The 20,211-nt window shown below is 49.0% G+C and carries 21 protein-coding genes; 14 read left to right on the forward strand and 7 right to left on the reverse strand.

From position 1 onward, the window contains the following. Positions 1-35: 35 nt before the first annotated feature. On the reverse strand, positions 36-881 hold the full coding sequence (locus IRJ25_RS00965; RefSeq protein WP_214685376.1) for a DegV family protein: 846 nt from the start codon (positions 879-881) through the stop codon (positions 36-38). Positions 882-889: 8 nt separating this feature from the next. After that, positions 890-1,732, reverse strand: coding sequence for a lipoate--protein ligase family protein (locus tag IRJ25_RS00970; RefSeq protein ID WP_269317575.1), 843 nt, complete (start codon positions 1,730-1,732; stop codon positions 890-892). 107 nt (positions 1,733-1,839) lie between these two features. Here IRJ25_RS00970 and IRJ25_RS00975 point away from each other — a divergent pair, with 107 nt between their 5' ends. Beyond that, positions 1,840-3,135, forward strand: a complete 1,296-nt coding sequence (locus IRJ25_RS00975; RefSeq protein WP_159563019.1) for an HD domain-containing protein — start codon at positions 1,840-1,842, stop codon at positions 3,133-3,135. A 22-nt stretch (positions 3,136-3,157) separates the two neighbouring features. After that, on the forward strand, positions 3,158-4,744 hold the full coding sequence (locus IRJ25_RS00980) for a Na/Pi cotransporter family protein (RefSeq protein WP_269317576.1): 1,587 nt from the start codon (positions 3,158-3,160) through the stop codon (positions 4,742-4,744). A 39-nt stretch (positions 4,745-4,783) separates the two neighbouring features. Here the strand turns inward: IRJ25_RS00980 and IRJ25_RS00985 are convergent, their stop codons facing one another. Continuing rightward, on the reverse strand, positions 4,784-4,972 hold the full coding sequence (locus IRJ25_RS00985; RefSeq protein WP_012727443.1) for a 2-hydroxymuconate tautomerase: 189 nt from the start codon (positions 4,970-4,972) through the stop codon (positions 4,784-4,786). A 147-nt stretch (positions 4,973-5,119) separates the two neighbouring features. On the opposite strand from IRJ25_RS00985, the gene ypfJ reads away from it, so the two are divergent. The 9 genes from ypfJ (at position 5,120) to IRJ25_RS01030 (ending at position 13,464) form a co-directional block, all read left to right on the forward strand. Continuing rightward, the gene (gene ypfJ / locus IRJ25_RS00990) at positions 5,120-5,974 is read left to right on the forward strand and encodes a KPN_02809 family neutral zinc metallopeptidase (protein WP_031422139.1); all 855 of its coding nucleotides are present in this window, start codon (positions 5,120-5,122) and stop codon (positions 5,972-5,974) included. Between the two features lie 94 nt (positions 5,975-6,068). Beyond that, on the forward strand, positions 6,069-6,917 hold the full coding sequence (locus IRJ25_RS00995; protein ID WP_031422140.1) for a MurR/RpiR family transcriptional regulator: 849 nt from the start codon (positions 6,069-6,071) through the stop codon (positions 6,915-6,917). Beyond that, a complete protein-coding gene (locus IRJ25_RS01000) occupies positions 6,914-7,381 on the forward strand; it encodes a GNAT family N-acetyltransferase (protein ID WP_078147715.1) in 468 nt (155 codons plus the stop codon). The genes IRJ25_RS00995 and IRJ25_RS01000 overlap by 4 nt, the downstream gene beginning before the upstream one ends. 102 nt (positions 7,382-7,483) lie before the next feature. Further along, positions 7,484-8,377, forward strand: a complete 894-nt coding sequence (gene murQ / locus IRJ25_RS01005) for an N-acetylmuramic acid 6-phosphate etherase (RefSeq protein WP_214685389.1) — start codon at positions 7,484-7,486, stop codon at positions 8,375-8,377. 13 nt (positions 8,378-8,390) lie between these two features. Next, the gene (locus tag IRJ25_RS01010) at positions 8,391-9,764 is read left to right on the forward strand and encodes a PTS transporter subunit EIIC (protein WP_269317577.1); all 1,374 of its coding nucleotides are present in this window, start codon (positions 8,391-8,393) and stop codon (positions 9,762-9,764) included. Positions 9,765-9,824: 60 nt separating this feature from the next. Then, on the forward strand, positions 9,825-10,874 hold the full coding sequence (locus IRJ25_RS01015) for a DUF871 domain-containing protein (RefSeq protein WP_264092946.1): 1,050 nt from the start codon (positions 9,825-9,827) through the stop codon (positions 10,872-10,874). 55 nt (positions 10,875-10,929) lie between these two features. Beyond that, positions 10,930-11,433 (forward strand): YwhD family protein, encoded by a 504-nt coding sequence (locus tag IRJ25_RS01020; protein WP_031422148.1) that lies wholly within the window; start codon positions 10,930-10,932, stop codon positions 11,431-11,433. A 156-nt stretch (positions 11,434-11,589) separates the two neighbouring features. After that, positions 11,590-12,867, forward strand: coding sequence for a dicarboxylate/amino acid:cation symporter (locus tag IRJ25_RS01025; protein WP_264092945.1), 1,278 nt, complete (start codon positions 11,590-11,592; stop codon positions 12,865-12,867). A 63-nt stretch (positions 12,868-12,930) separates the two neighbouring features. Next, positions 12,931-13,464 (forward strand): TVP38/TMEM64 family protein, encoded by a 534-nt coding sequence (locus IRJ25_RS01030; protein ID WP_269317578.1) that lies wholly within the window; start codon positions 12,931-12,933, stop codon positions 13,462-13,464. On the opposite strand, the gene cls is transcribed toward IRJ25_RS01030, so the two are convergent. The 4 genes from cls to IRJ25_RS01050 form a co-directional block, all read right to left on the reverse strand. After that, the gene (gene cls / locus IRJ25_RS01035) at positions 13,440-14,969 is read right to left on the reverse strand and encodes a cardiolipin synthase (RefSeq protein WP_269317579.1); all 1,530 of its coding nucleotides are present in this window, start codon (positions 14,967-14,969) and stop codon (positions 13,440-13,442) included. The genes IRJ25_RS01030 and cls overlap by 25 nt on opposite strands. Positions 14,970-15,017: 48 nt before the next feature. Beyond that, on the reverse strand, positions 15,018-15,368 hold the full coding sequence (locus tag IRJ25_RS01040; RefSeq protein WP_269317580.1) for a hypothetical protein: 351 nt from the start codon (positions 15,366-15,368) through the stop codon (positions 15,018-15,020). Positions 15,369-15,433: 65 nt separating this feature from the next. Then, positions 15,434-16,618 (reverse strand): chloride channel protein, encoded by a 1,185-nt coding sequence (locus IRJ25_RS01045; RefSeq protein ID WP_269317581.1) that lies wholly within the window; start codon positions 16,616-16,618, stop codon positions 15,434-15,436. A 181-nt stretch (positions 16,619-16,799) separates the two neighbouring features. Then, on the reverse strand, positions 16,800-17,738 hold the full coding sequence (locus tag IRJ25_RS01050; protein ID WP_159563012.1) for an EAL domain-containing protein: 939 nt from the start codon (positions 17,736-17,738) through the stop codon (positions 16,800-16,802). A gap of 201 nt (positions 17,739-17,939) precedes the next feature. Between IRJ25_RS01050 and speE the strand changes: the two genes are divergently transcribed. Genes speE through IRJ25_RS01065 form a run of 3 tightly spaced genes read left to right on the forward strand, consistent with a single transcriptional unit; the run spans position 17,940 to position 20,017 of the window. Beyond that, complete coding sequence (speE, locus tag IRJ25_RS01055) at positions 17,940-18,779, forward strand: polyamine aminopropyltransferase (RefSeq protein WP_012727429.1); 840 nt, start codon at positions 17,940-17,942, stop codon at positions 18,777-18,779. Next, positions 18,776-19,657: an agmatinase gene (speB, locus tag IRJ25_RS01060; protein ID WP_012727428.1), complete on the forward strand. Its 882-nt coding sequence runs from the start codon at positions 18,776-18,778 to the stop codon at positions 19,655-19,657. Before speE ends, speB begins: the two co-directional genes overlap by 4 nt. Next, positions 19,658-20,017, forward strand: coding sequence for a DUF2294 domain-containing protein (locus IRJ25_RS01065; protein ID WP_031422162.1), 360 nt, complete (start codon positions 19,658-19,660; stop codon positions 20,015-20,017). The last annotated feature ends 194 nt before the right edge of the window (positions 20,018-20,211 follow it).

Raw genomic sequence — 20,211 nt, forward strand, 5'->3', positions numbered from 1 at the left:
ATGAGCTCGCCCGAAAATCGGGAGAGCTCATTTTTTCATGCCTCGAAATAGGCGATGACGAGTAGACCGGGACCGGTGTGGGCACCGATGGCAGACCCGACCAGTGTCTTCGTGATGTGCTTCGGTTCGAGATGTTCGCGGACCATCTTCTCGAACTGTTCGGCTTTTTCTAGGTCGTCACCATGACCGATGAAGAGGTCTCCGTTCTCGACGATCGACTTCGATTCGACTGTCCGTTCGACCATCCGGCGCATGACCTTTTTATGACCGCGTACCTTTTCGATCGGGACGAGCTTGCCGTCTTCGACCGTCAATAACGGTAAAATCGTCAACAAGTCTCCGATGAAAGCACTCGCCTTCGAGACACGTCCGCCCCGCATCAAATATTCGAGTGATTCGACCGTGAACAAGTGACGGACTTTACCGACGAGCGAAGCGGCATACTCGACCGTTTCTTCATACGTATGGTCTTGACTATACGCTGCGACCGTTTTGACGAACAATGCCTGTCCGACAGAGGCGGTCCGTGTATCGAGAACCGTGAATGTACTGTCTGGATATTCTTCTTTCAACATTTCGCCGACCATGACAGCGGTTTGGTATGTACCGGAGAGTTCTCCGGAGAAAGCGAGATATAAGAACGGGATTTCAGCCTCGAGATGCTGACGGAAACAGTGTTCGATTCGTGACGTCTCGATTTGGAACGTCTTTGGCGTCTTACCCTGACGCATCGCATCGTATACTTCTTTCGGTTGAATCGTTTCGCCGTCTAAAAATTCTTCGTTGTCGATGATGACACCGAGCGGTAAAATCTCAAGACCGTATTCGATGATTTGATCGTGTGTCAAATCGGCTCCGGTGTCTGTGATCAGTTTAAACATTGGATGAATCACTCCTCTGTTAATTGTTGTTCAATGTCGCGTAACGGCTCATTCCGTTTCCACATGCGTTCGAGCTGACTTGCAAACATCGTTTGCTCGTCTGCCGTTAATGTCGCGTTTTGGAGCGAACTGACAGTGGAAAGAACGCGGTAGGCCCGAGTGAGGACGTCTTGTACGGTGAGTGGGATCCCAAGCAAGTCTTCAAGTGAAGCCATCGTTTCCGGTACAATGGTTGGGTACGTGAACTTTGTCTCTTCCCCTTGGATGGCAAGGTCGTAAAAGTCACGGATGATTTCAGCACGTGCGCTTCCGCTCTGTCTTACGCTCAAGTAAATTTGAACGGCGACACCGCCACGAACGCGTCGTTGCGAAATCCCAGCGAACTTTTTGCCGTCGATCGACAAGTCGAAACTTCCTGGACAGTATGAACCGACGACTTCACCTGGGACGATGTCATTCGTGACGTCTTGGAACATGTGTTGGATGAGCGAGGTCATAGCCTCATAGCCGCTGTCGATTTGAATCCCGTCCTTCTCTGGTAAAATTAAAGAAAGGTTGAGGACGTCATCGTCTAGCACGACGGCTAATCCGCCTGAGTTTCGGACGACGGGACGGAATCTCTGTTCATGCAGGTAGCGAATTCCCTCTTTCAAATGAGGCAGCCGAGCATCCTGGATTCCGAGTACAATCGTATCGGTGTGCACCCATGCCCGCAAGACGGCACCTCGTTCTAGCGTTGACGCACATAACGTATCATCGGTCGCAAACGATTGTTCCGATTGAAACATCGTGCCAAGACTCGACTGATCGATGATGCGATAGCTCGGTTGTTGTAACAATGGATGGATCATATACATTAATTCCTTTTCACAAAAAATTTTCCTCCTCATTATAGCATGGAGGGAACGATTCGTTTGAAGTCGAATCTAGAACATAACGAAACGTAGGAGGGCATGTCATGTACTCGTCTCGAGGACAACTATCTGGATCGAAAGTATTTAAGGATCCGGTACATCGATATATTTATGTTTACGATCACCTCATTTGGGAGTTGATCAATACGAAAGAATTTCAGCGTTTGCGTCGTATCAAACAACTTGGAACGTCTTTTTTGACATTTCATGGCGCGGAGCACACGCGATTTCATCACTCGCTCGGCGTATATGAAATCGCACGCCAGTTAATCGATCAGTTCCAACAGTATCCGGAATGGGACGACCGCGACCGTGAACTACTGTTGGCAGCAGCGCTCTTGCACGATGTCGGACACGGTCCATTCTCGCACGCGTTCGAGCACGTCTTTTCCGTTCGTCATGAAGTGTGGACGGAGCGCATCATTTTAGGGGAAACCGAAGTAAATAGGGTTTTATCTGAGATGGGTGTCGGGTTTGCCGAAGAAGTGGCCTCCATCATCAATAAGACGCATCCGAATCGCTTGATCGTCAATATGCTCAGCTCACAGCTTGATGTCGACCGGATGGACTATTTGTTACGCGACGCTCACTTTGCGGGTGTCAGTTATGGAAAGTTTGATTTAGAACGCATGTTGCGCGTCTTGCGTCCGGATGAAGACCAAGTCGTGGTCAAGCAGTCTGGGATGCATACGATTGAAGACTATATTATGCGTCGCTATCAAATGTATTGGCAAGTGTACCTTCATCCGGCGACACGGTCGAGCGATCTCCTCTTGAAAGCGATTCTTGAGCGGGCACAGGAGCTCTATGAGAGTGGCTATGAGTTTAACATGACGCCGAAACACTTTTTGCCGATCTTTGAACGCACCGGTATGTCACTCGAACAATATTTGAAATTGGATGAGACGGTCGTCTACTTCTATTTCCAAGAATGGATGGAAGAAGACGACGCGATTCTAGCCGATTTGGCGAGTCGATTCGTGAATCGCCGATTATTAAAATATAAAAACTTCCCGGAAGCGAATCGTGTCCGTTATATGGAGCGCTTGCGACAGACGATGGAGACGATCGGGCTTCCACCAACATACTATCTGCTTGAAGATCAATTGAGTCAATTGCCATACGATTTATATAAAGGACAAGGCAAATACGAGGGGATTTATCTACAGATGAATGACGGGGAGCGAAAAGAGATTTCAGAGGTCTCGATGCTCGTCCAGTCGATTTTGAACTCGAGACAATCGGATGAAAAAATTTATTATCCGGAAGATGTGTTGTTGAATTTAAAAGATTATGCGAATGAAAAATCGTGGATTTTATCGACATTGAAGGACGATTAAACACGCAAAGGGGCGTGACACGATGGAGATTGCGACACTGATTGGTGGAATCGGGATTTTTTTACTCGGGATGACGTTACTGACAGATACGCTCAAAAAATGGGCTGGTACACGATTGCGTCATCGGTTGAATCAATTCACCGACGGCTCTTTATCAGGGGCGACTCTCGGCGCAATGCTGACGACCCTGTTTCAATCTTCTTCGGTGACGACACTGATGACGATTGGTTTTGTGAGCGCGGGGCTTCTCACGTTCACGCAATCGTTACCTCTCGTAATTGGCGCAAACGTAGGCAGCGCGACGACGGGATGGATCATTGCCATCCTCGGCTATAACTTAGACGTGCGCCAGTTGTTTTTGCCGATCATTGGAATCGGGATGGCGTTTCGTCTATCCAGTCCGCGCCTTAGCCGTGTGGGACTGTTGCTCGTCAGTGTCGGGTTGATCTTTGTTGGGATTGGGACACTTCAAGAAGCGATGCGGGATGTCGTCACGTTCTCGTTTGGCTCGGCCGGTGAGATGACCGTTCTGCATCAGGCACTTCTGATTGGAATCGGATTTATGATGACCGCCGTCCTTCAGTCATCGACGATTGGACTCGTGCTAACGATGACGGCTCTCGCGACGGCGGCGATTTCACTCCCGCAAGCCGCTTATTTGGTGCTTGGTCAAAGTGCGGGGACGAGCCTCGTCGTGGCACTCGGTTCAATCGGAGGCTGGAAGTCAGCCCGACGCATTGTATTGGGGCATGCCATCTACCACGTGTCAATCGTCCTCATTGGATGGCTGACGTTCCCTGTTCTCTTCGAGGTCGTCAATCGAGTAGCCGATTGGTTCAACTGGAACGACTTATTACGTCTCGCCTTATTCCATACGACATTCCATCTACTAGGTGTGATCTTATTCCTACCATTTTATCAAACGTTCGCACGTCGATTACTGAAGTGGATTCCGAGTCGCTCCGAAAAATTGACACGTCTGCTCGATAAAAACATGTCACAACTCCCTACGGTCGCTCTTGAAGCGGCACGACGCTCTTTACTTGAAATCGAACGATATTTAGGAAATGAGACGGAATTGCTTGTCCGAGAGGGACGTCTTCGTGAAGATGAATTGACGCTCGTCGACAAGACGTTGAGCGATGTCCGTGTCTTTTTGAGCACGATACGTCTTGAAGATGAAGGAAAGCAAAATGATTATGGCCAACATCTATCCCTCTTGCATACGATCGATCATCTGGAACGCTGGTTATATGTCTTGCGAGAAGTCGAACCGGTCCACGCACTTCGGGACACCGACTTTTTAGCGGCACGAGAACTCGTATTGCATGAGCTTGACCTTGTGAATCAACTGAATCATCATACGCCACCAGAGGATTCGAAGCTGTGGAAACAGGCCTCAAAACAACTGGCGGAATATCGGAAAGCACATCGCTCGGAGCTGCTAGAAGAGACGGCGGCGAATCAGTTGGAGATGGACCAGACGATACAAAAAGTACAAGTATTGCTCTGGCTCGACCGTATCGGCTACCACATCTGGCGAGCGACACGTCACTTGATTAAGCCGACCGTACCGAGTGAACGGTTCGACGTGAACCGAGAAGACTAGAACAAAAAACGGACTCCATATCAGGAGTCCGTTCGTCACTTACTTCTTATCTGCGTGCATTACACCGGCTTGTCCGTAATGTGTCGCATCCATCTCTTCGATGAAGACGGTGATGTTTTCTTTTGGCGCATTCGTCGTTTCGGAGACGGCATCCGTCACTTTTTCAATCAACGCGCGTTTTTGTTCCACGGTACGGCCCGGGAGCATTTTTACAGTTACATAAGGCATGGTCATTCCTCCTTTGCTGAAGTCTCTTTCATTGTAGAGAATCCCCTTCCTCTAGAAAAGAAAATTCTCATCTACCGAGAAACATGGGCTCACTTTTACCGGATTTGGGGTAATAAACAAGACAGAGCGAATGTAGGAGGAATCGGGATGAAGTGGAAAGGAAGACAACAGAGCCGGAACGTCGAGGATCGACGTGGCCGTAGCATCGGAGGGAAAGGGATTGCCGGGGTCGGAGGCGGTCTCGGGTTGATTCTCGTCATCGTCTTTACATTATTGAACGGGGGAAGCCCGACCGATCTCGTCAACAATATCGGACTCGGGGAACCTCAATCGGAGGGGACGTATACGGGAACGGCTCGTGAAGAGGAGATGGCAGATTTCGTAGCGGTCGTCTTGAAGGATACGGAAGAAGTGTGGACAGACATCTTCGCTGAAAATGGGATGACCTATGAAGAGCCGACGCTCGTCCTATTTTCCGGACAGGTTGAATCCGCTTGTGGTATTGCCGGCTCGGCTGTGGGTCCGTTCTATTGTCCCGGCGACCAAAAACTGTATATCGATTTGAGTTTTTATGATGAACTGAGTCAACGTTTCAATGCACCAGGGGATTTTGCGATGGCTTATGTCGTCGCCCATGAGGTCGGGCATCATGTCCAGACGCTTCTCGGGACGACAGAAGAAATCATGCCGCTTCGGAACGAGATGAGCGAGACCGAATTCAATCGCTATCTCGTCCGCTTTGAGTTGCAGGCAGACTACTATGCAGGCGTATGGGCCCATCACGCGCAAGGGTTAGGGTATCTTGAAGCGGGGGACGTGGAAGAAGCGATGAATGCCGCGCATCAGATTGGCGATGACACGCTGCAGCGTCAGGCACGTGGATATGTGACGCCAGACTCGTTCACACATGGGACATCGGAACAACGCATGCGTTGGTTCGAGAGAGGATTTGAGAACGGATCGATTCAAGGTGGTGACACGTTCAATACGAACAACTTATAGATCGGGCGTACGCTCGATCTTTTTAGGTGATTGGAATATGGGGAAGGAATCCGCTATCATAAAAGAACAACAGTTGCAGGAAGGGGATGACCAAATGGAATCCTTACTTACGAAAATTGATTTAGCGAAAGAGGATATGACAGCGGTCGAAAAGAAGATCGCCGACTATATTTTGTCCCATTCAACGCTCATTCCAAACATGACGACAAAAGAGCTAGCGCAAAAGACGGATGTATCCGAGGCGAGTATCGTTCGTTTCGCACGAGTCGTCGGGATTGATAGTTTTAAAGCGTTCAAGCTCGCGCTTGTGAAAGACTTGGCTGTCACGGAGACGACGCTGACGGACTTCAACGTCCTCCAGCAAAAGGACACGCCGTATGACTCGTTCCAAAAAGTCATCCATGTGAACAAGGCGGCAATCGAGGCGTGCGCCGAAGCGATGGATAAACGAGAACTTGAACATGCAGTGGACCTGTTCGCTCGCGCGAACCGCGTCATCTTTTACGGGGTCGGGGGGTCTTCGACTGCGGCAATCGATGCGCAATATAAGTTTACGAAGCTGGGATATGCGGCCACGACCTCTCCCGATTTTCATTATATGTTGTCGCTGATCCCGCATTTAGGAAAGTCTGATGTATTCGTCGCAATCAGCACGTCAGGACGAACGAAAGATGTGCTCGAGCTTGTCCGATTTGCGAAAAAGAAACGTGTTCCGGTCATCGCCATCACTAACCTCGACAAATCACCGCTTTACCGAGAAGCGGACGTTCGACTCTGTACACCGAACGTCGAGAGCGACTTCCGAATCGCGAGCATCGCCTCACGGATGACACAATTGACGATTGTCGATACGTTATATATGGGACTCCTCCACCGGAAGGGAGAAGGGTTGATTGATCGGTACGCAGAAGCCCGTGATGAGATGGTGAAACTACGCCGATGATTCGACCTTATACGGCCGAAGATCGTCAAGAATTGCAACGCTTTTTGATGGACCAGCGCACATTCGCAAGATTGAATGAACAGATAGTCGAGATGTTTCGTGACGAGAACGTGGCAGATTTTGAAGAAGAAGGTACGATTAGCCTGATTTTTCGTGAAGAAGAGCGAATCGTGGCAATCGCCGACCTCTTAAAAAAACATCCGATCGATGGCTCGCTTTGGCTTGGTTTGTTCGTTGTCGAAGAATCTCTCCATGGGACAGGTTTGGCGCAAACGTTGTATGAACAATTGGAAGACCAATATATGCGCCCGTATCAGACGGTATTTCGATTAGGTGTCCTTCCAAACAATCTCCGCGCTCGTCGGTTCTGGGAGCGAAACGGATACGTGTATGAGAAGGATTCGATCACGAATAAAGGAACACGCGTGCACGTCTTGAAAAAACGACTCATTCGTTCAGAGTGAGTTTTTATTTAAAGTTTGTTTGAAATTTAATTTCATAAAAATTAAATTATAAATTGACTTTAAATTTCAATATAGTACGATGAAATCATAAGAGAAGAAAGGATGGTGGCGATGCTAGATAAACTGGCTACAGAAAGACGGAATGAACGAACGATGCACCTGGACGAGATGTCGATTGAGGAACGATTGGCGATTATGAATGCAGAGGATCAACAAGTTCCTCAAGTGATTCAAGAGCAACTTCCGGTCATCACAAAAGTCGTGGAGCGAGTCATCGCATCCTTTCGTAAAGGCGGTCGCCTGATTTATATCGGTGCGGGCACGAGTGGACGTTTAGGGATTTTAGACGCAGCGGAGTGTGTGCCAACTTTTGGAGTATCACCCAATCAAGTCATCGGACTGATTGCCGGCGGCGAACGTGCGCTCATTCAAGCCGTTGAGGGAGCAGAAGACAGTAAGGAATTGGCGGTCACAGATTTGAAAGCGCTTCATTTGACGGCAGAGGATACAGTCGTTGGGATTGCAGCGAGCGGTCGAACGCCATATGTGGTCGGAGGTCTCGATTACGCACGAGAACTCGGTGCCACAACCGCTTCAATTTCATGTAATCGCGATGCAGTCATCAGTCGACATGCGGATTACCCGATTGAAGTGGAAACGGGACCGGAAGTACTGACCGGTTCAACGAGATTGAAGGCGGGAACAGCACAGAAACTTGTCCTCAACATGATTTCGACGACGTCGATGATTGGAGTAGGGAAAGTGTATCAAAACTTGATGGTTGATGTGCAACCGACGAATGAAAAGCTAGAAGTGCGTGCCAAGCGGATGATTGCAGAAGCGACAGGGGTCGACATGGAAATGGCCGCGCGTTATTTTGCTTCATCCAAGGGGCACGTCAAAACGGCGATTGTCATGATTTTAGCGGACGTCTCTTATGAGGAGGCTGTCAAACGATTAGAGCGCGCGAACGGATTCGTCCGCGAGGCGCTATAAGGGGGAAATCGAGATGAAGAAAGAAGAGGTTTTAGCACGGGATATCCTCGCACATGTCGGGGGGAAAGAGAACATCCGTCAACTCGCGCATTGTATGACACGTGTTCGACTGACGCTGAAAGATGAAACGAAGGCAGACATTGACGCATTGAAAAAGATTGACGGGGTCATGGGTGTCATCAATGATGAGACGCTGCAAATCGTCGTCGGCCCAGGTACTGTGAATCGGGTCGCGGATTATATGAGTCATGAGACAGGGCTCGCAATCGGGGAAGAGTCGGTTGATGCGAACCTGACGTTAGAGGAGCGTGCGGCAATCGAACGCCAGAAGGTGAAAGAAAAACAAAAGTCACCGTTCAAACGATTCCTTCGTCGCCTCGGGAATATCTTCATTCCGCTCATTCCGGGACTTGTCGCCTCGGGGATCATTAACGGAGCAGCGAACTTTGCCGTCAACGCCGGCGTCGACCGGACGGAGACATGGATGCAGATTCTACTCGTGCTCGGTAGCACGGTCTTCGCGTACTTAGCCATCCTTGTCGGTTGGAACACGGCAAAAGAGTTTGGAGGAACGCCGGTACTCGGGGCGATTGCCGGGGGGATCCTGTTCAACCCGCTCCTCGCGGACATCGTCATTTATGGGGAGCCGCTCGTCGTCGGGCGTGGTGGATTATTCGGTGTTATTTTTGCCGGTTGGCTCATGACGTATATCGAGAAGCACATTCGTCGCTTCATGCCGGTATCCATTGATATTATTTTCACACCACTCTTTACAGTCTTGATCGTTGGATTTACTGCTTTATATGCAATCATGCCGGTCGCTGGCGTATTGTCAGACGGTATCATGCGAGGAATCAATGCGACGCTTGAATTCGGGGGACCTGTCGCAGGGGCACTCTTGGCCGGATTCTTCTTACCGCTTGTCATGGTCGGATTGCATCACGGTTTGACGCCAATCCATTTGGAACTGTTGAACACGGTCGGAACAACGGCCCTTCTCCCAATCTTGGCGATGGCCGGGGCGGGTCAAGTCGGTGCAGCGCTTGCAATCTTTGTGAAGACGCGCAACCCACGCCTTCGCAATATTATCAAAGGGGCCATTCCGGTAGGTTTCCTTGGAATCGGGGAACCGCTCCTGTATGGTGTCACGCTTCCGCTCGGACGACCCTTCTTGACAGCGTGTCTCGGGGCCGCGGTCGGTGGTGCCTTCCAAGCGACAATGAAGACAGCGGCGCTCGGGGTTGGTGTTTCCGGTCTATCGCTCACACCATTGATTGATAATGGCATGTATTTGACGTACATTGCCGGACTATTGATTTCATATACGGCAGGCTTCCTGTTTACTTATTTCTTCGGTTTCAAAGAAGAGATGGCGGACGGAATTTGACAAACAAAGATGGCTCCAGTCGAGTCATCTTTTTCTCTACTTTTGGAAAGGTGGATTCATATGAGAGGGATTTCAGTGTACTTAGGCGATGAACTGACACTTGATTCGATGGCTTGGATGGAACGCATGCGAGAGGCAGGGTTTACGAGCATCTTCACGTCGCTCCATATTCCGGAAGACGATCCGACAACTTATACGGAACGACTTCAGCAATTAGGTGCGTTGGCAAGTCGTCTAAAGATGGAACTCGTGGCGGATATCGCTCCATCGTCTCTACAGGCACTCGGTAAGACTTGGGATGATGCTCATGCGCTGATGGAGTGGGGTGTCACCGGGTTACGTGTTGACTATGGTGTCACACCGAAACAAGTGGCGGATTTATCACGACATATGATGGTCGCCCTCAATGCGAGTACGCTCACGGAAGCAGAGCTTGAAGAGATGCTACGACAAGGGCTACGACGTGAGCATGTCGAAGCGTGGCATAACTTTTATCCTCGTCCGGAAACAGGACTCGAGCGTTCTTGGTTTGATGAAAGAAACGCCTGGTTACATGCGCAAGGAATACGGGTACAAGCATTCATCCCTGGAGATGAACGGTTACGTGGCCCCCTTCATGAGACATTACCGACACTCGAGATGCACCGCCACCAATCTCCGTTTTCGTGTTATATCGATTTACAAGCGAGGGTCGATCGAATCTTGATTGGAGATCCGTGTATATCCAATCAGACGATGCGACAGTTTCGGGAGTACGACGAGGGCGTCATCGTTCTTCGAGCGACCACACGAAATCATGATGATTCGGTTCCAACCAGTCACACGAATCGGATGGACCCAGCCCGGGACGTCATCCGTTCGGTCGAATCGAGAGCGTATGGACGACCTGGGGACCATTTGATTCAACCGCGAGATACAGAAGAACGAATGCTCGGCAGTATCACGATCGACAATGAACGTTACGGTCGTTATGCAGGGGAACTGCAAATAACGAAGCGGGATTTGCCGGCAGATGAGCGCGTCAATGTCATCGGAAGGATCATTGAAGAAGATCGTTCATTAATCCAACAGATCGGTCCAGGAGGACGCTTTCAAATCGAATGGGTGTGACTCAGGATTGCCACCATCCTATGTCATTGTGTACAGTAGAGAGGGAGGGTGGAACATGAAAGACATTAATTTTAATATTATTTCAGACGATGCGACGGACGGACACGGTGGTTTTGGTGTCGGTTCGCTTAGTTTAAATAACATGTCTCCGGTCATCATCGATGTCGAAGAAGGCGTTGCAACAATCGATATGGGAGCGATGCACGCCAAGTCTGCCATCGAGAAACGGATTAAGTTTTTGACGGACCCGGAAGCGGTACCGAACGGGAAACCGTATTGGATCGTGTGGGTGACGGTCGGTCGAAAACCAGAAGGCTTTTATTATGGCGGTGTCGCGGCATGTGACATGTTAGTTGACGTGGAAGCGAGACGGGGTTATAAATTATTACCGTATCACGTTAATCAAATGGATAAATCGTTAAAGGGTCGGATTTTAATCGACATGATGGACGCTCCGTCCCGCGACGTTTTAGCGAACTTCTTACAAGAACATCGTCCTGAGATTTGGGCAAACTCGACTGAACTTCATGCAGAGCTCGAGCGTGTAGACGCTGAGTAAAAAGATTGGACGAATTTTCGTCTCCAATCTTTTTTGTTTCAAGTTTTTGGGAATTTCAAGAGAATTTGTAACTGAAGAGATATTCAGTTGTAATTGTATGAAAATTCAGTATTATGATATACTGACTACATTGTGAAAAAAAGAAAGGGTGATACGATGAGCGAAACGAAAAAAATCTTAATCGGTCTCGCGCTAGGTGTTGTTGTTGGTCTCGGATTGGCGGGCTTGCCGGATAATGTTTATGAGATTGTGAATCCGTATATTTTATCTCCGGTCGGAACGATCTTTTTGAATTTAATTAAAATGTTAGTCGTACCGATTGTCTTCTTCTCAATTATTTTAGGCGTCATGGGTCTCGGGGACCCGAAAGAACTAGGTCGAGTCGGGTCGAAGTCGATTCTGTTCTTCTTAGCGACGACAGCGCTCGCGATCATGTTAGCGATGGGTGTTGCATCCGTCTTACAGCCAGGGGAGCGTGGGGACTTCCCAACGACAGGTCTTGAATTTGAATCAACAGCGACCGAGGAATCGTCTAATATCGTACAGACATTCGTCAATATGATTCCAACGAATCCGATTACGGCGCTCGCTGAAGGAAACATGCTTCAAATCATCGTCTTTGCGGCATTGATTGGGTTTGCGTTGATTGCCCTCGGGGACAAGGCGAAGACGTGGCGTCAATTCGTCAAACAAGGCGATCGCATCATGATGTACTTGATTCATCTTGTGATGAAGCTCGCTCCATACGGCGCATTCGCATTGATTGCTTCTGCAATCGGGGGCATCGGTCTCGACGCGGTTGTCGCAATGGCGTGGTATATGATTGCCGTCGTCTTGACGCTATTCTTACATGCAACGATTGTCTACGGGGCAGCGGTTTACTTCATCGGGAAGATGAGCCCAGTCTTCTTCTTCAAGAACTTCTATGAGGCGATGACGTTCGCGTTCTCGACTTCTTCGTCAAATGCGACGCTTCCAGTATCGATGGAAGTCGCACAGAAAAAACTCGGTGTGCCGCGTTCGATTTCGTCGTTCGTACAGCCACTCGGAGCAACGGTCAACATGGACGGAACGGCAATCATGCAAGGGGTTGCGACGATTTTCATTGCGCAAGTGTTTGCAGCTGATCTAACGATGACTGAGTTGTTGACAGTCGTCATCACGGCGGTCCTCGCTTCGATCGGTACAGCGGGTGTACCGGGAGTCGGACTTGTCATGCTTGCGCTCGTCCTTCAGTCAGTCAACTTACCGGTAGAGGGAATCGCCCTCATTATCGGGGTCGACCGTATTCTCGATATGCTTCGCACATCTGTCAACATCACGGGGGATGCGGCATGTGCGGTTGTCGTTTCGAAATTGGAAGAAAAACATCTACCACCAGTCGACGAAGACTCGTGGGATGAAGCAGGTGCGACCTCTTCATCATCGCTATGATATAGTGAAGGACCATGACGACATGTCATGGTCCTTATTTTGTGAATAGAAAGAGTGATGGTTATGGAATGGGAACTGCTCCCGCTCCCTTTATTTTTGATGATCAGTATTTTATTGAATAGTGTGATTGCGGTCGCCGGTGTCATCCCAAGTGCTTTTCTAACAGCCATCAATGTGAGTGTCCTCGGTCTCGTGCCGGGTATCCTCGTATCGATTGTCGGGGAGGCAGTTGGCGCCGTCGTGAGTTTCATCCTTTATCGAAAAGCCCTACACCGTTATGTTTCCCCAAATGGTAGCCGATTTCAACGGCTTCGGGAGTCCGAAGGAGCCGAGGCTTGGTTTCTCGTCCTCGGGATGCGTCTTATGCCATTCGTTCCTTCTGGTCTCGTCACGTTATCGGCGGCGTTCAGTCGCATGACGCTCGCCTCGTTCGCAGTAGCAAGTACGATTGGAAAGATTCCTGCCTTGATTATGGAAGGACTGGCGGTGACGGCAGCGATGCAGTTAACGATTGGATGGCAATTGTTTTTAGTTGGTGTCGTCGCCATGACGTATCTTGTTTGGCGAATGCGTCAAAGGAGTGGCGAGAAAATGTGACAAAACGCTTCGACGAAACGTTTGCCGGTCGTCTTTTTCCGCAACATGGTCCAATCGATTAAAATGGATTCTTCAAAGTCCTTCAGGAATGCCTCGTGCAGTTCTTGAATGGATGTAGTATCGAATTGGGCAATCATCATCTCGTGGTTGAGAAACATACTACGAAAGTCGAAGTTGGCTGACCCGACGAGGGCAACTTTGCCATCAATCAGTAGTGTTTTCGCATGGATGAAATGGCGATTGTATTTATAAATTTTGATATTGCGCTTCAACAATTGTTCAAAATAATACTCGGTCGCATGGAAGCTAAACCATTCGTCTCCTTTGCCCGGTACAACGATTCGGACATCGATGCCACTACGACCTGCGACTTCAAGAATGGCCAATAGTTCAGGTGGGGGGACAAGGTATGGGGTGGTGAGCCAAATCGATTCTTTGGCATCCATCAACAGACGCATGAGTCCATCGCGAATCGTGACGTCTTTACCAGGCGATGTGACGAGTAGTTGTGTCGCACCGTTTTGCCCTTTCGGTTCATTCACAAAGTACTGAGAGAGGTGCTCTTCATCTGCGAACAAATCCCATGTTTCATCACTCGTCCCTTGTCCTGCGTATAGCCAGTTCTCGACAAAGAGCTGTTGCAATTCTCGGACGAGCGGACCTTCAAGACGGAGATGGGTGTCACGCCAAAAACCGAGTTTATCATTCTTCCCAAGATATTCATCCCCGACATTCAACCCGCCTGTTAGCGCGATTCGCCCATCCACGACAATCAGTTTTTGATGATTGCGGAAGTTGGCGTTAAACACCAGGTACGGATGCAAAACGGGGTCGAACGCCTGAACGTGGACACGGGACTCCCGTAACGGTTGGATAAACTCTTCCCCGATTTCTTGGCTACCGAGTCCGTCATACAGAAAGCGGACAATGACATTTTCATTCGATTTTTGAATGAGGGCGTCTCTAACTTTTAACGAAATGTCATCCGTCCGAAAGAGGTAGTATTGGATGTGGATATGATCGGTTGCACTGTTGATGGCGTCTAACAATGCATCAAATTTCTGTTCACCGTTGACGAGTAGTTTAGTCGAAGTATGACCATCGGCACCGGATGCGCCTAATTTTTCGAGTGTCCGTGTCAACGGGTAAGACGACACAATATCAGGTGAAGTTTCAATTTTCTCGCTTTCGATTGCTTGCCGTAGCATCCGGATCTCTGAGGACGTTCGTTTGAAGCGTCGATGCCGGCGTGGCGTACGGCCAAACATGACCCATGCCAAGACACCGATGAATGGAATGAAGAAGACGGTCAGTAACCAGGCGAGCTTCCCTTGAGGTTGTACTTGGTCAAATAGAATCTGCCATCCGACGACGAGCGGTGCGACGATGGCAATCCCGATTAGTACGGGTGTGAGGACATCGAGCCAAAACAAAAGACCGATAAGCAAGATGACACTGATGACCATGATGATCAGTTGAATCACGCGACGTTTCAAGCGAAACACCACCTTTCCAGTAACGATGAAAACGAGGGGAGATGCCCCCTCGTTTTTCTAATACACGCTGTTCAAGACAGCGTTGATTTCGTTCGCATAACGAACGAAGAAGTACACATTCACTGCGAGAGAGAACAAGACGAGGAAGAGACCGAACTGTGCTTTGACCCGATTCCGATTCCAATAGTAGAAGACGGACAAAAGCACTGCCAGTCCCACGAATAGAGCGATGACTTCAACGATTCCCCAGACGATATCCTTGGATAAAAACATGTCGACGATTGTCATGATGACATAAATGAAGACGACAATCCCCATAATCACGACTAAAATAGCTAAAATGATGCTAATCCAATCCGAGTTAACTGCGTCAATTAGGTTTTCAATGGCCATTTCATATTCGCTCACAACCGTTCCTCCTTTCGAGAGAGTGCATAACTATTCATCTCTTACCCTTTTTTTCATATCTAAAATCAAGGGTTCGTTGGCGAATGAATGAACGAAGGGAGCGGAATTTTTGAAACGATCGCAACGACTGCGAATACATAGAGCCAACTATTCGGCGGGAAAAAGAGAACGAGTAATACGATAATGGCAAGCGATTGTCGCATCGCCGTCGCCAGTAAGGCGCTCGTCGTCAAGACGACGGAAAACGTCATATCGATGTCAAACAGTAAACTGAAAAAGTAACCGAGCGTGAATGAAGAAAAAAGAAGAGGATAGATGTGCCCGCCGCGCCAACCGGTCGCTAAACAGAATGCGGTAAAGAGCAGTTTCAGTACACTAAACAAAAGAAGGGTGTAGAGCGGAATCAGACGCCACTCCTCGATATATTCAAGGATGGTTTCTTCTCCGGAGAAGAGAAGGTCCGGGTACAAGAGCGCCATCGCACCGATTCCGACTCCACCAAGCGTGGTGAGCAGCAAGATGGGGACGTTTGAAAAGAGTCGCATCAATGCATGTTCACTCACCAAATAAAGCCAGCCGAGAACCATGCCGCCAAGAACAATCAATAACATCGTCCAATCGATCTGGACACTTTCAATCGCAGGGAACTTAATGATGAACGGGGGACGCTCATCCAGTTGGTTCAATAAATAAAACGTCCCAATCCCGGCGAGTGTCGCCAAAAGGTTTAGCATCGGTTGTTTCTTCTGCTCGTTCTCCTCAGCCGCAATCGCACCAAATAGTGGCGCGTTGAAGACGATCCCAAGCACGACGGCATGACCGACTTCTTGTAATTCTCCTAATTCTTGACGGACGTGACGGATGCGATCCGAGAACCATGTCGTGAGTCCGCCGACGATGCCGACGAGCGCGGCCTCAGGACCGAGGCTTGCACCTCCGATGAGAACGAGGAGGGCGGTCAACGTTGTGAATCCAATCAAGCGATAGTCGATACGACCGGTATCTTTTCGTTCTTCCATCACTTCTGGCATGAGACGAGGCATTTGCCCATACCGACGTTGCAACAGACCGATGCTTACACCAGCGATGACCGGTACGAGAAACAGATAAAACGGAATATCAAATTGCTCAGGTACTGTGTGCCATACAACGTGAATCCCTTTATAAACGACAGATAAGAACAGCCAACTTACTAAACCGATGATGATTCCTAGTACGATTGCATAGCCACTGACAATCCATGATTTCATCTACATATCCACCTCTTTCGCTCACGTCAACCTTCTATAATATGCTATCTCCTGAACATCTCTGAACGAAACCTAAAAGTAGATGAAACCATAAGGGAAGGGCGATACATTTTCTGTGACTAAACAAGAAAAAGCACCGGATGACGACGAAGTCGATTCCTGTGCTTTTGAAAGTGATGACTTATGCGATTTCAATTTTGTATTGATTGGCAGGGGCCGGTTTTCCGAAGAAATATCCTTGCGCTAAATCGAATCCGAGCTCACGACAGACATCTGCCTCTTCCATACGTTCTACTCCTTCAGCAAGAAGGGTGATGCCCATCGAATGGGTTAACGCACGCACTTGTTTGAGGAAAGCGCGTTTTTCAGCGTCTTCATCACAAAACGAGATATAGGAACGGTCAATTTTGACATAGTCCGGTTCGAGCCGCTTCAACATATCGATTGTCGAGAAGCCTGCCCCGACATCGTCTAATGCTACTTTCATCCCTCGCTTTTTATATGTCGAAAACACGTGTTGGAGATGATCCACGTCATGTACCTTCTCCGTCTCCACGACTTCAAAGATAAAGCGGTCCGGGCTGAGGTCATATCGGTCAATGATGTCAAACGTGTGCTGGAGACAATAGTCCGGGTTATAAATGGTCGAAGGTAAGAAGTTGATGAACGTCTTTTGCTGAGGAGCGACGGCTTCAAACGTTGCTTTGATTGCTTCCGCGCGGGCACGTTGATCGAGTTTCGAATGGAGACCGAAACGGTTTGCCGTCCGGAATAGGTCACCAGGTGAAATGTTGGCGCTACTGCGGAGGAGCGCTTCATATCCGAACGTTTCCGTTGAATCGAGGAAGATGATTGGTTGGAGGTGACTCTCGAACGTGCCGTGCTGAATCTGTTCAATGATGTGCCGATGCGCAAGCTGATCTTTTAGTGCTTCGACCTCGAGCGGAGGCGTCTGACTTTTCGAGTTATAATCGACACAGTAAACCGTTCCTTCCGCATGCAGAAGGAGCGTATCGAGTTCTTCAAACGTTTTGTAAGAGTATTCCTTGAATTTCGTGACGAGTGTTCCTTGAGCAATCAAAGGAATGGTTGTGTTACAAGAAGCACAGGGTGACCACATACTATTCCACCTTTCGATTCAGAATTGGTTCAATCAGTATATCGGCAACGTCTCACAAAAAACTCACATTCAAGACCGATTCCGCAAAAAAATCGTGCAAAATGGGTACAGGTTTTGTATACTTCCTATCGTATGATTAAGAAGCGCCTCAAAACGCCACTCGCATACGAACAACTTTTTGAACAGAAAGGGGTTCTATCGATGGACCAAAAATTAAAGTTATGGTTTACGGAGCACCAAACAGAAGATTACGGGATTACGTTCCGTGTAAACCACGTTTATGAGAGCGAACAAACGGAGTTTCAACGACTAGAGATGGTCGAAACGGACGAGTTCGGAACGATGTTGTTACTTGACGGGATGGTCATGACGACGGATAAGGACGAATTCGTCTATCACGAGATGGTCGCACACGTCCCACTCTTTACACACCCGAATCCGAAGCATGTGCTCGTAGTCGGTGGGGGAGATGGCGGTGTCATCCGTGAAATTATGAAACACCCATCAGTAGAAAAAGCGGTTCTCGTAGATATCGACGGGAAAGTCATTGAATATTCGAAGAAATACTTACCAAATATTGCGGGTGAGCTCGATAACCCGCGTGTTGAAGTCATCGTCGGTGACGGATTCATGCATATCGCGAAGTCAGAAAACGAGTACGACGTCATCATGGTCGACTCGACTGAACCGGTTGGACCAGCAGCCAACCTCTTCACAAAAGGGTTCTATGCAGGGATTTCAAAAGCGCTCAAAGAGGATGGCATCTTTGTGGCTCAAACGGATAACCCATGGTTCACACCAGAACTCATCCAAACGGTTCAACGTGACGTGAAGGAAATCTTCCCAATCACGAAGTTGTACACAGCAAACGTACCGACGTACCCGAGTGGCATGTGGACGTTCACGATCGGTTCGAAGAAATACGATCCGGAACAAGTATCAGCTGAGCGGTTCCATGACATCGAAACGAAGTACTATACGCCGAAGCTTCACAATGCAGCGTTCGTTCTTCCGAAATTCGTGGAGGACTTAACAAAATGATTAAGCGTTTCGATGAAGCCTACTCAGGTAAAGTGTTTATCGCCAGCCTCCCAGAGGTGACAGAGGCGAAGACGGTTCTTTACGGGATGCCGATGGACTGGACAGTCAGCTTCCGTCCAGGCTCGCGTTTCGGTCCGAACCGGATTCGTGAAGTATCGATTGGACTCGAGGAATATAGCCCGTATTTAGACGGTGATTTGGCTGATGCCGCGGTGTACGATGCAGGAGATATCCCGCTTCCATTCGGGAACGCACCGAAGTCGCTCGATATGATCGAGGCGTTCGTCAAAGATGTCGTCAAAGCAGGCAAGTTCCCACTCGGCATGGGCGGTGAGCACCTTGTCACATGGCCGATCATCAAAGCGATGCACGACGTTTACGGCAACGACTTTGTCATCCTCCACTTGGATGCGCATACGGACCTTCGAGATGAGTATGAAGGCGAGCCGCTCTCACACTCGACTCCGCTCAAAAAAGCGGCAAACTTGATTGGACCATCGAACTGCTATTCGTTCGGAATCCGTTCAGGGATGAAAGAAGAGTTTGAGTGGGCTCGTGAAGTCGGCTACAACATGCATCAATTTGAAGTGATCGAACCACTCAAACGCGTCTTACCGACACTCGCTGGCAAAAAAGTATACGTCACGATCGACATCGACGTCCTCGACCCGTCAGCGGCACCAGGGACAGGGACGCAAGAAATCGGTGGCATCTCAACGAAAGAATTGCTCGAAGCGGTACATGCCATTGCAAACGCAGACCTCGACATCATCGGTGCAGACCTTGTCGAAGTGTCACCGGCATACGATCAGTCAGATATGACAGCCATCGCAGCAGCTAAGATTCTTCGTGAGATGATGATTGGATTCGTGAAGTAAATGCGGAAAAAGGGTCAGCTGGAAATGGAACTGAGCGCTCGGATTACCCAATGGGAGAAAGAATATTTGGGTCGCGGGTCATTGACGTGTAAGGCAGACCTGCTTCGAGATCTCGCCATCGTCACACTCCAAGGCGTGTTGACGCCGGCCGAGTATGATTTGGCTACCAAGTCTTCAGGTCGCGAGCAATTGAAGAAATATCGCAACAATCTCGTCGAATCAGGGCGGAGTCAACTCGAAACGATTGTCGGACAAGTACTCGGTCGTTCGATTGTCTCTCTCCATACGGACATCAGTACGAAAACAGGGGAGCGTCTCATCGTGTTTCGTCTAGATGCCCCTTGGGATCAAACCGATTGACAATGAAACGCCACCTTCTTAAAATGAAAGGCAGAGACGTATAGAGAATCGACTGGACGAGTCAAGATGAAGCGTGCTTTCGAAATCTTGTTACGGAGCTACTGACCAATTCAATAAACCGACAGTTGTCGGCCTGACGGAGCGATTATTCGAGCCGTCGGCATACAGCGCACGCCTTCTTTAGGTGTGCGCTT

Source organism: Exiguobacterium sp. KJ 601 (assembly GCF_027161185.1).
GTDB classification, from domain to species: domain Bacteria; phylum Bacillota; class Bacilli; order Exiguobacteriales; family Exiguobacteriaceae; genus Exiguobacterium; species Exiguobacterium profundum.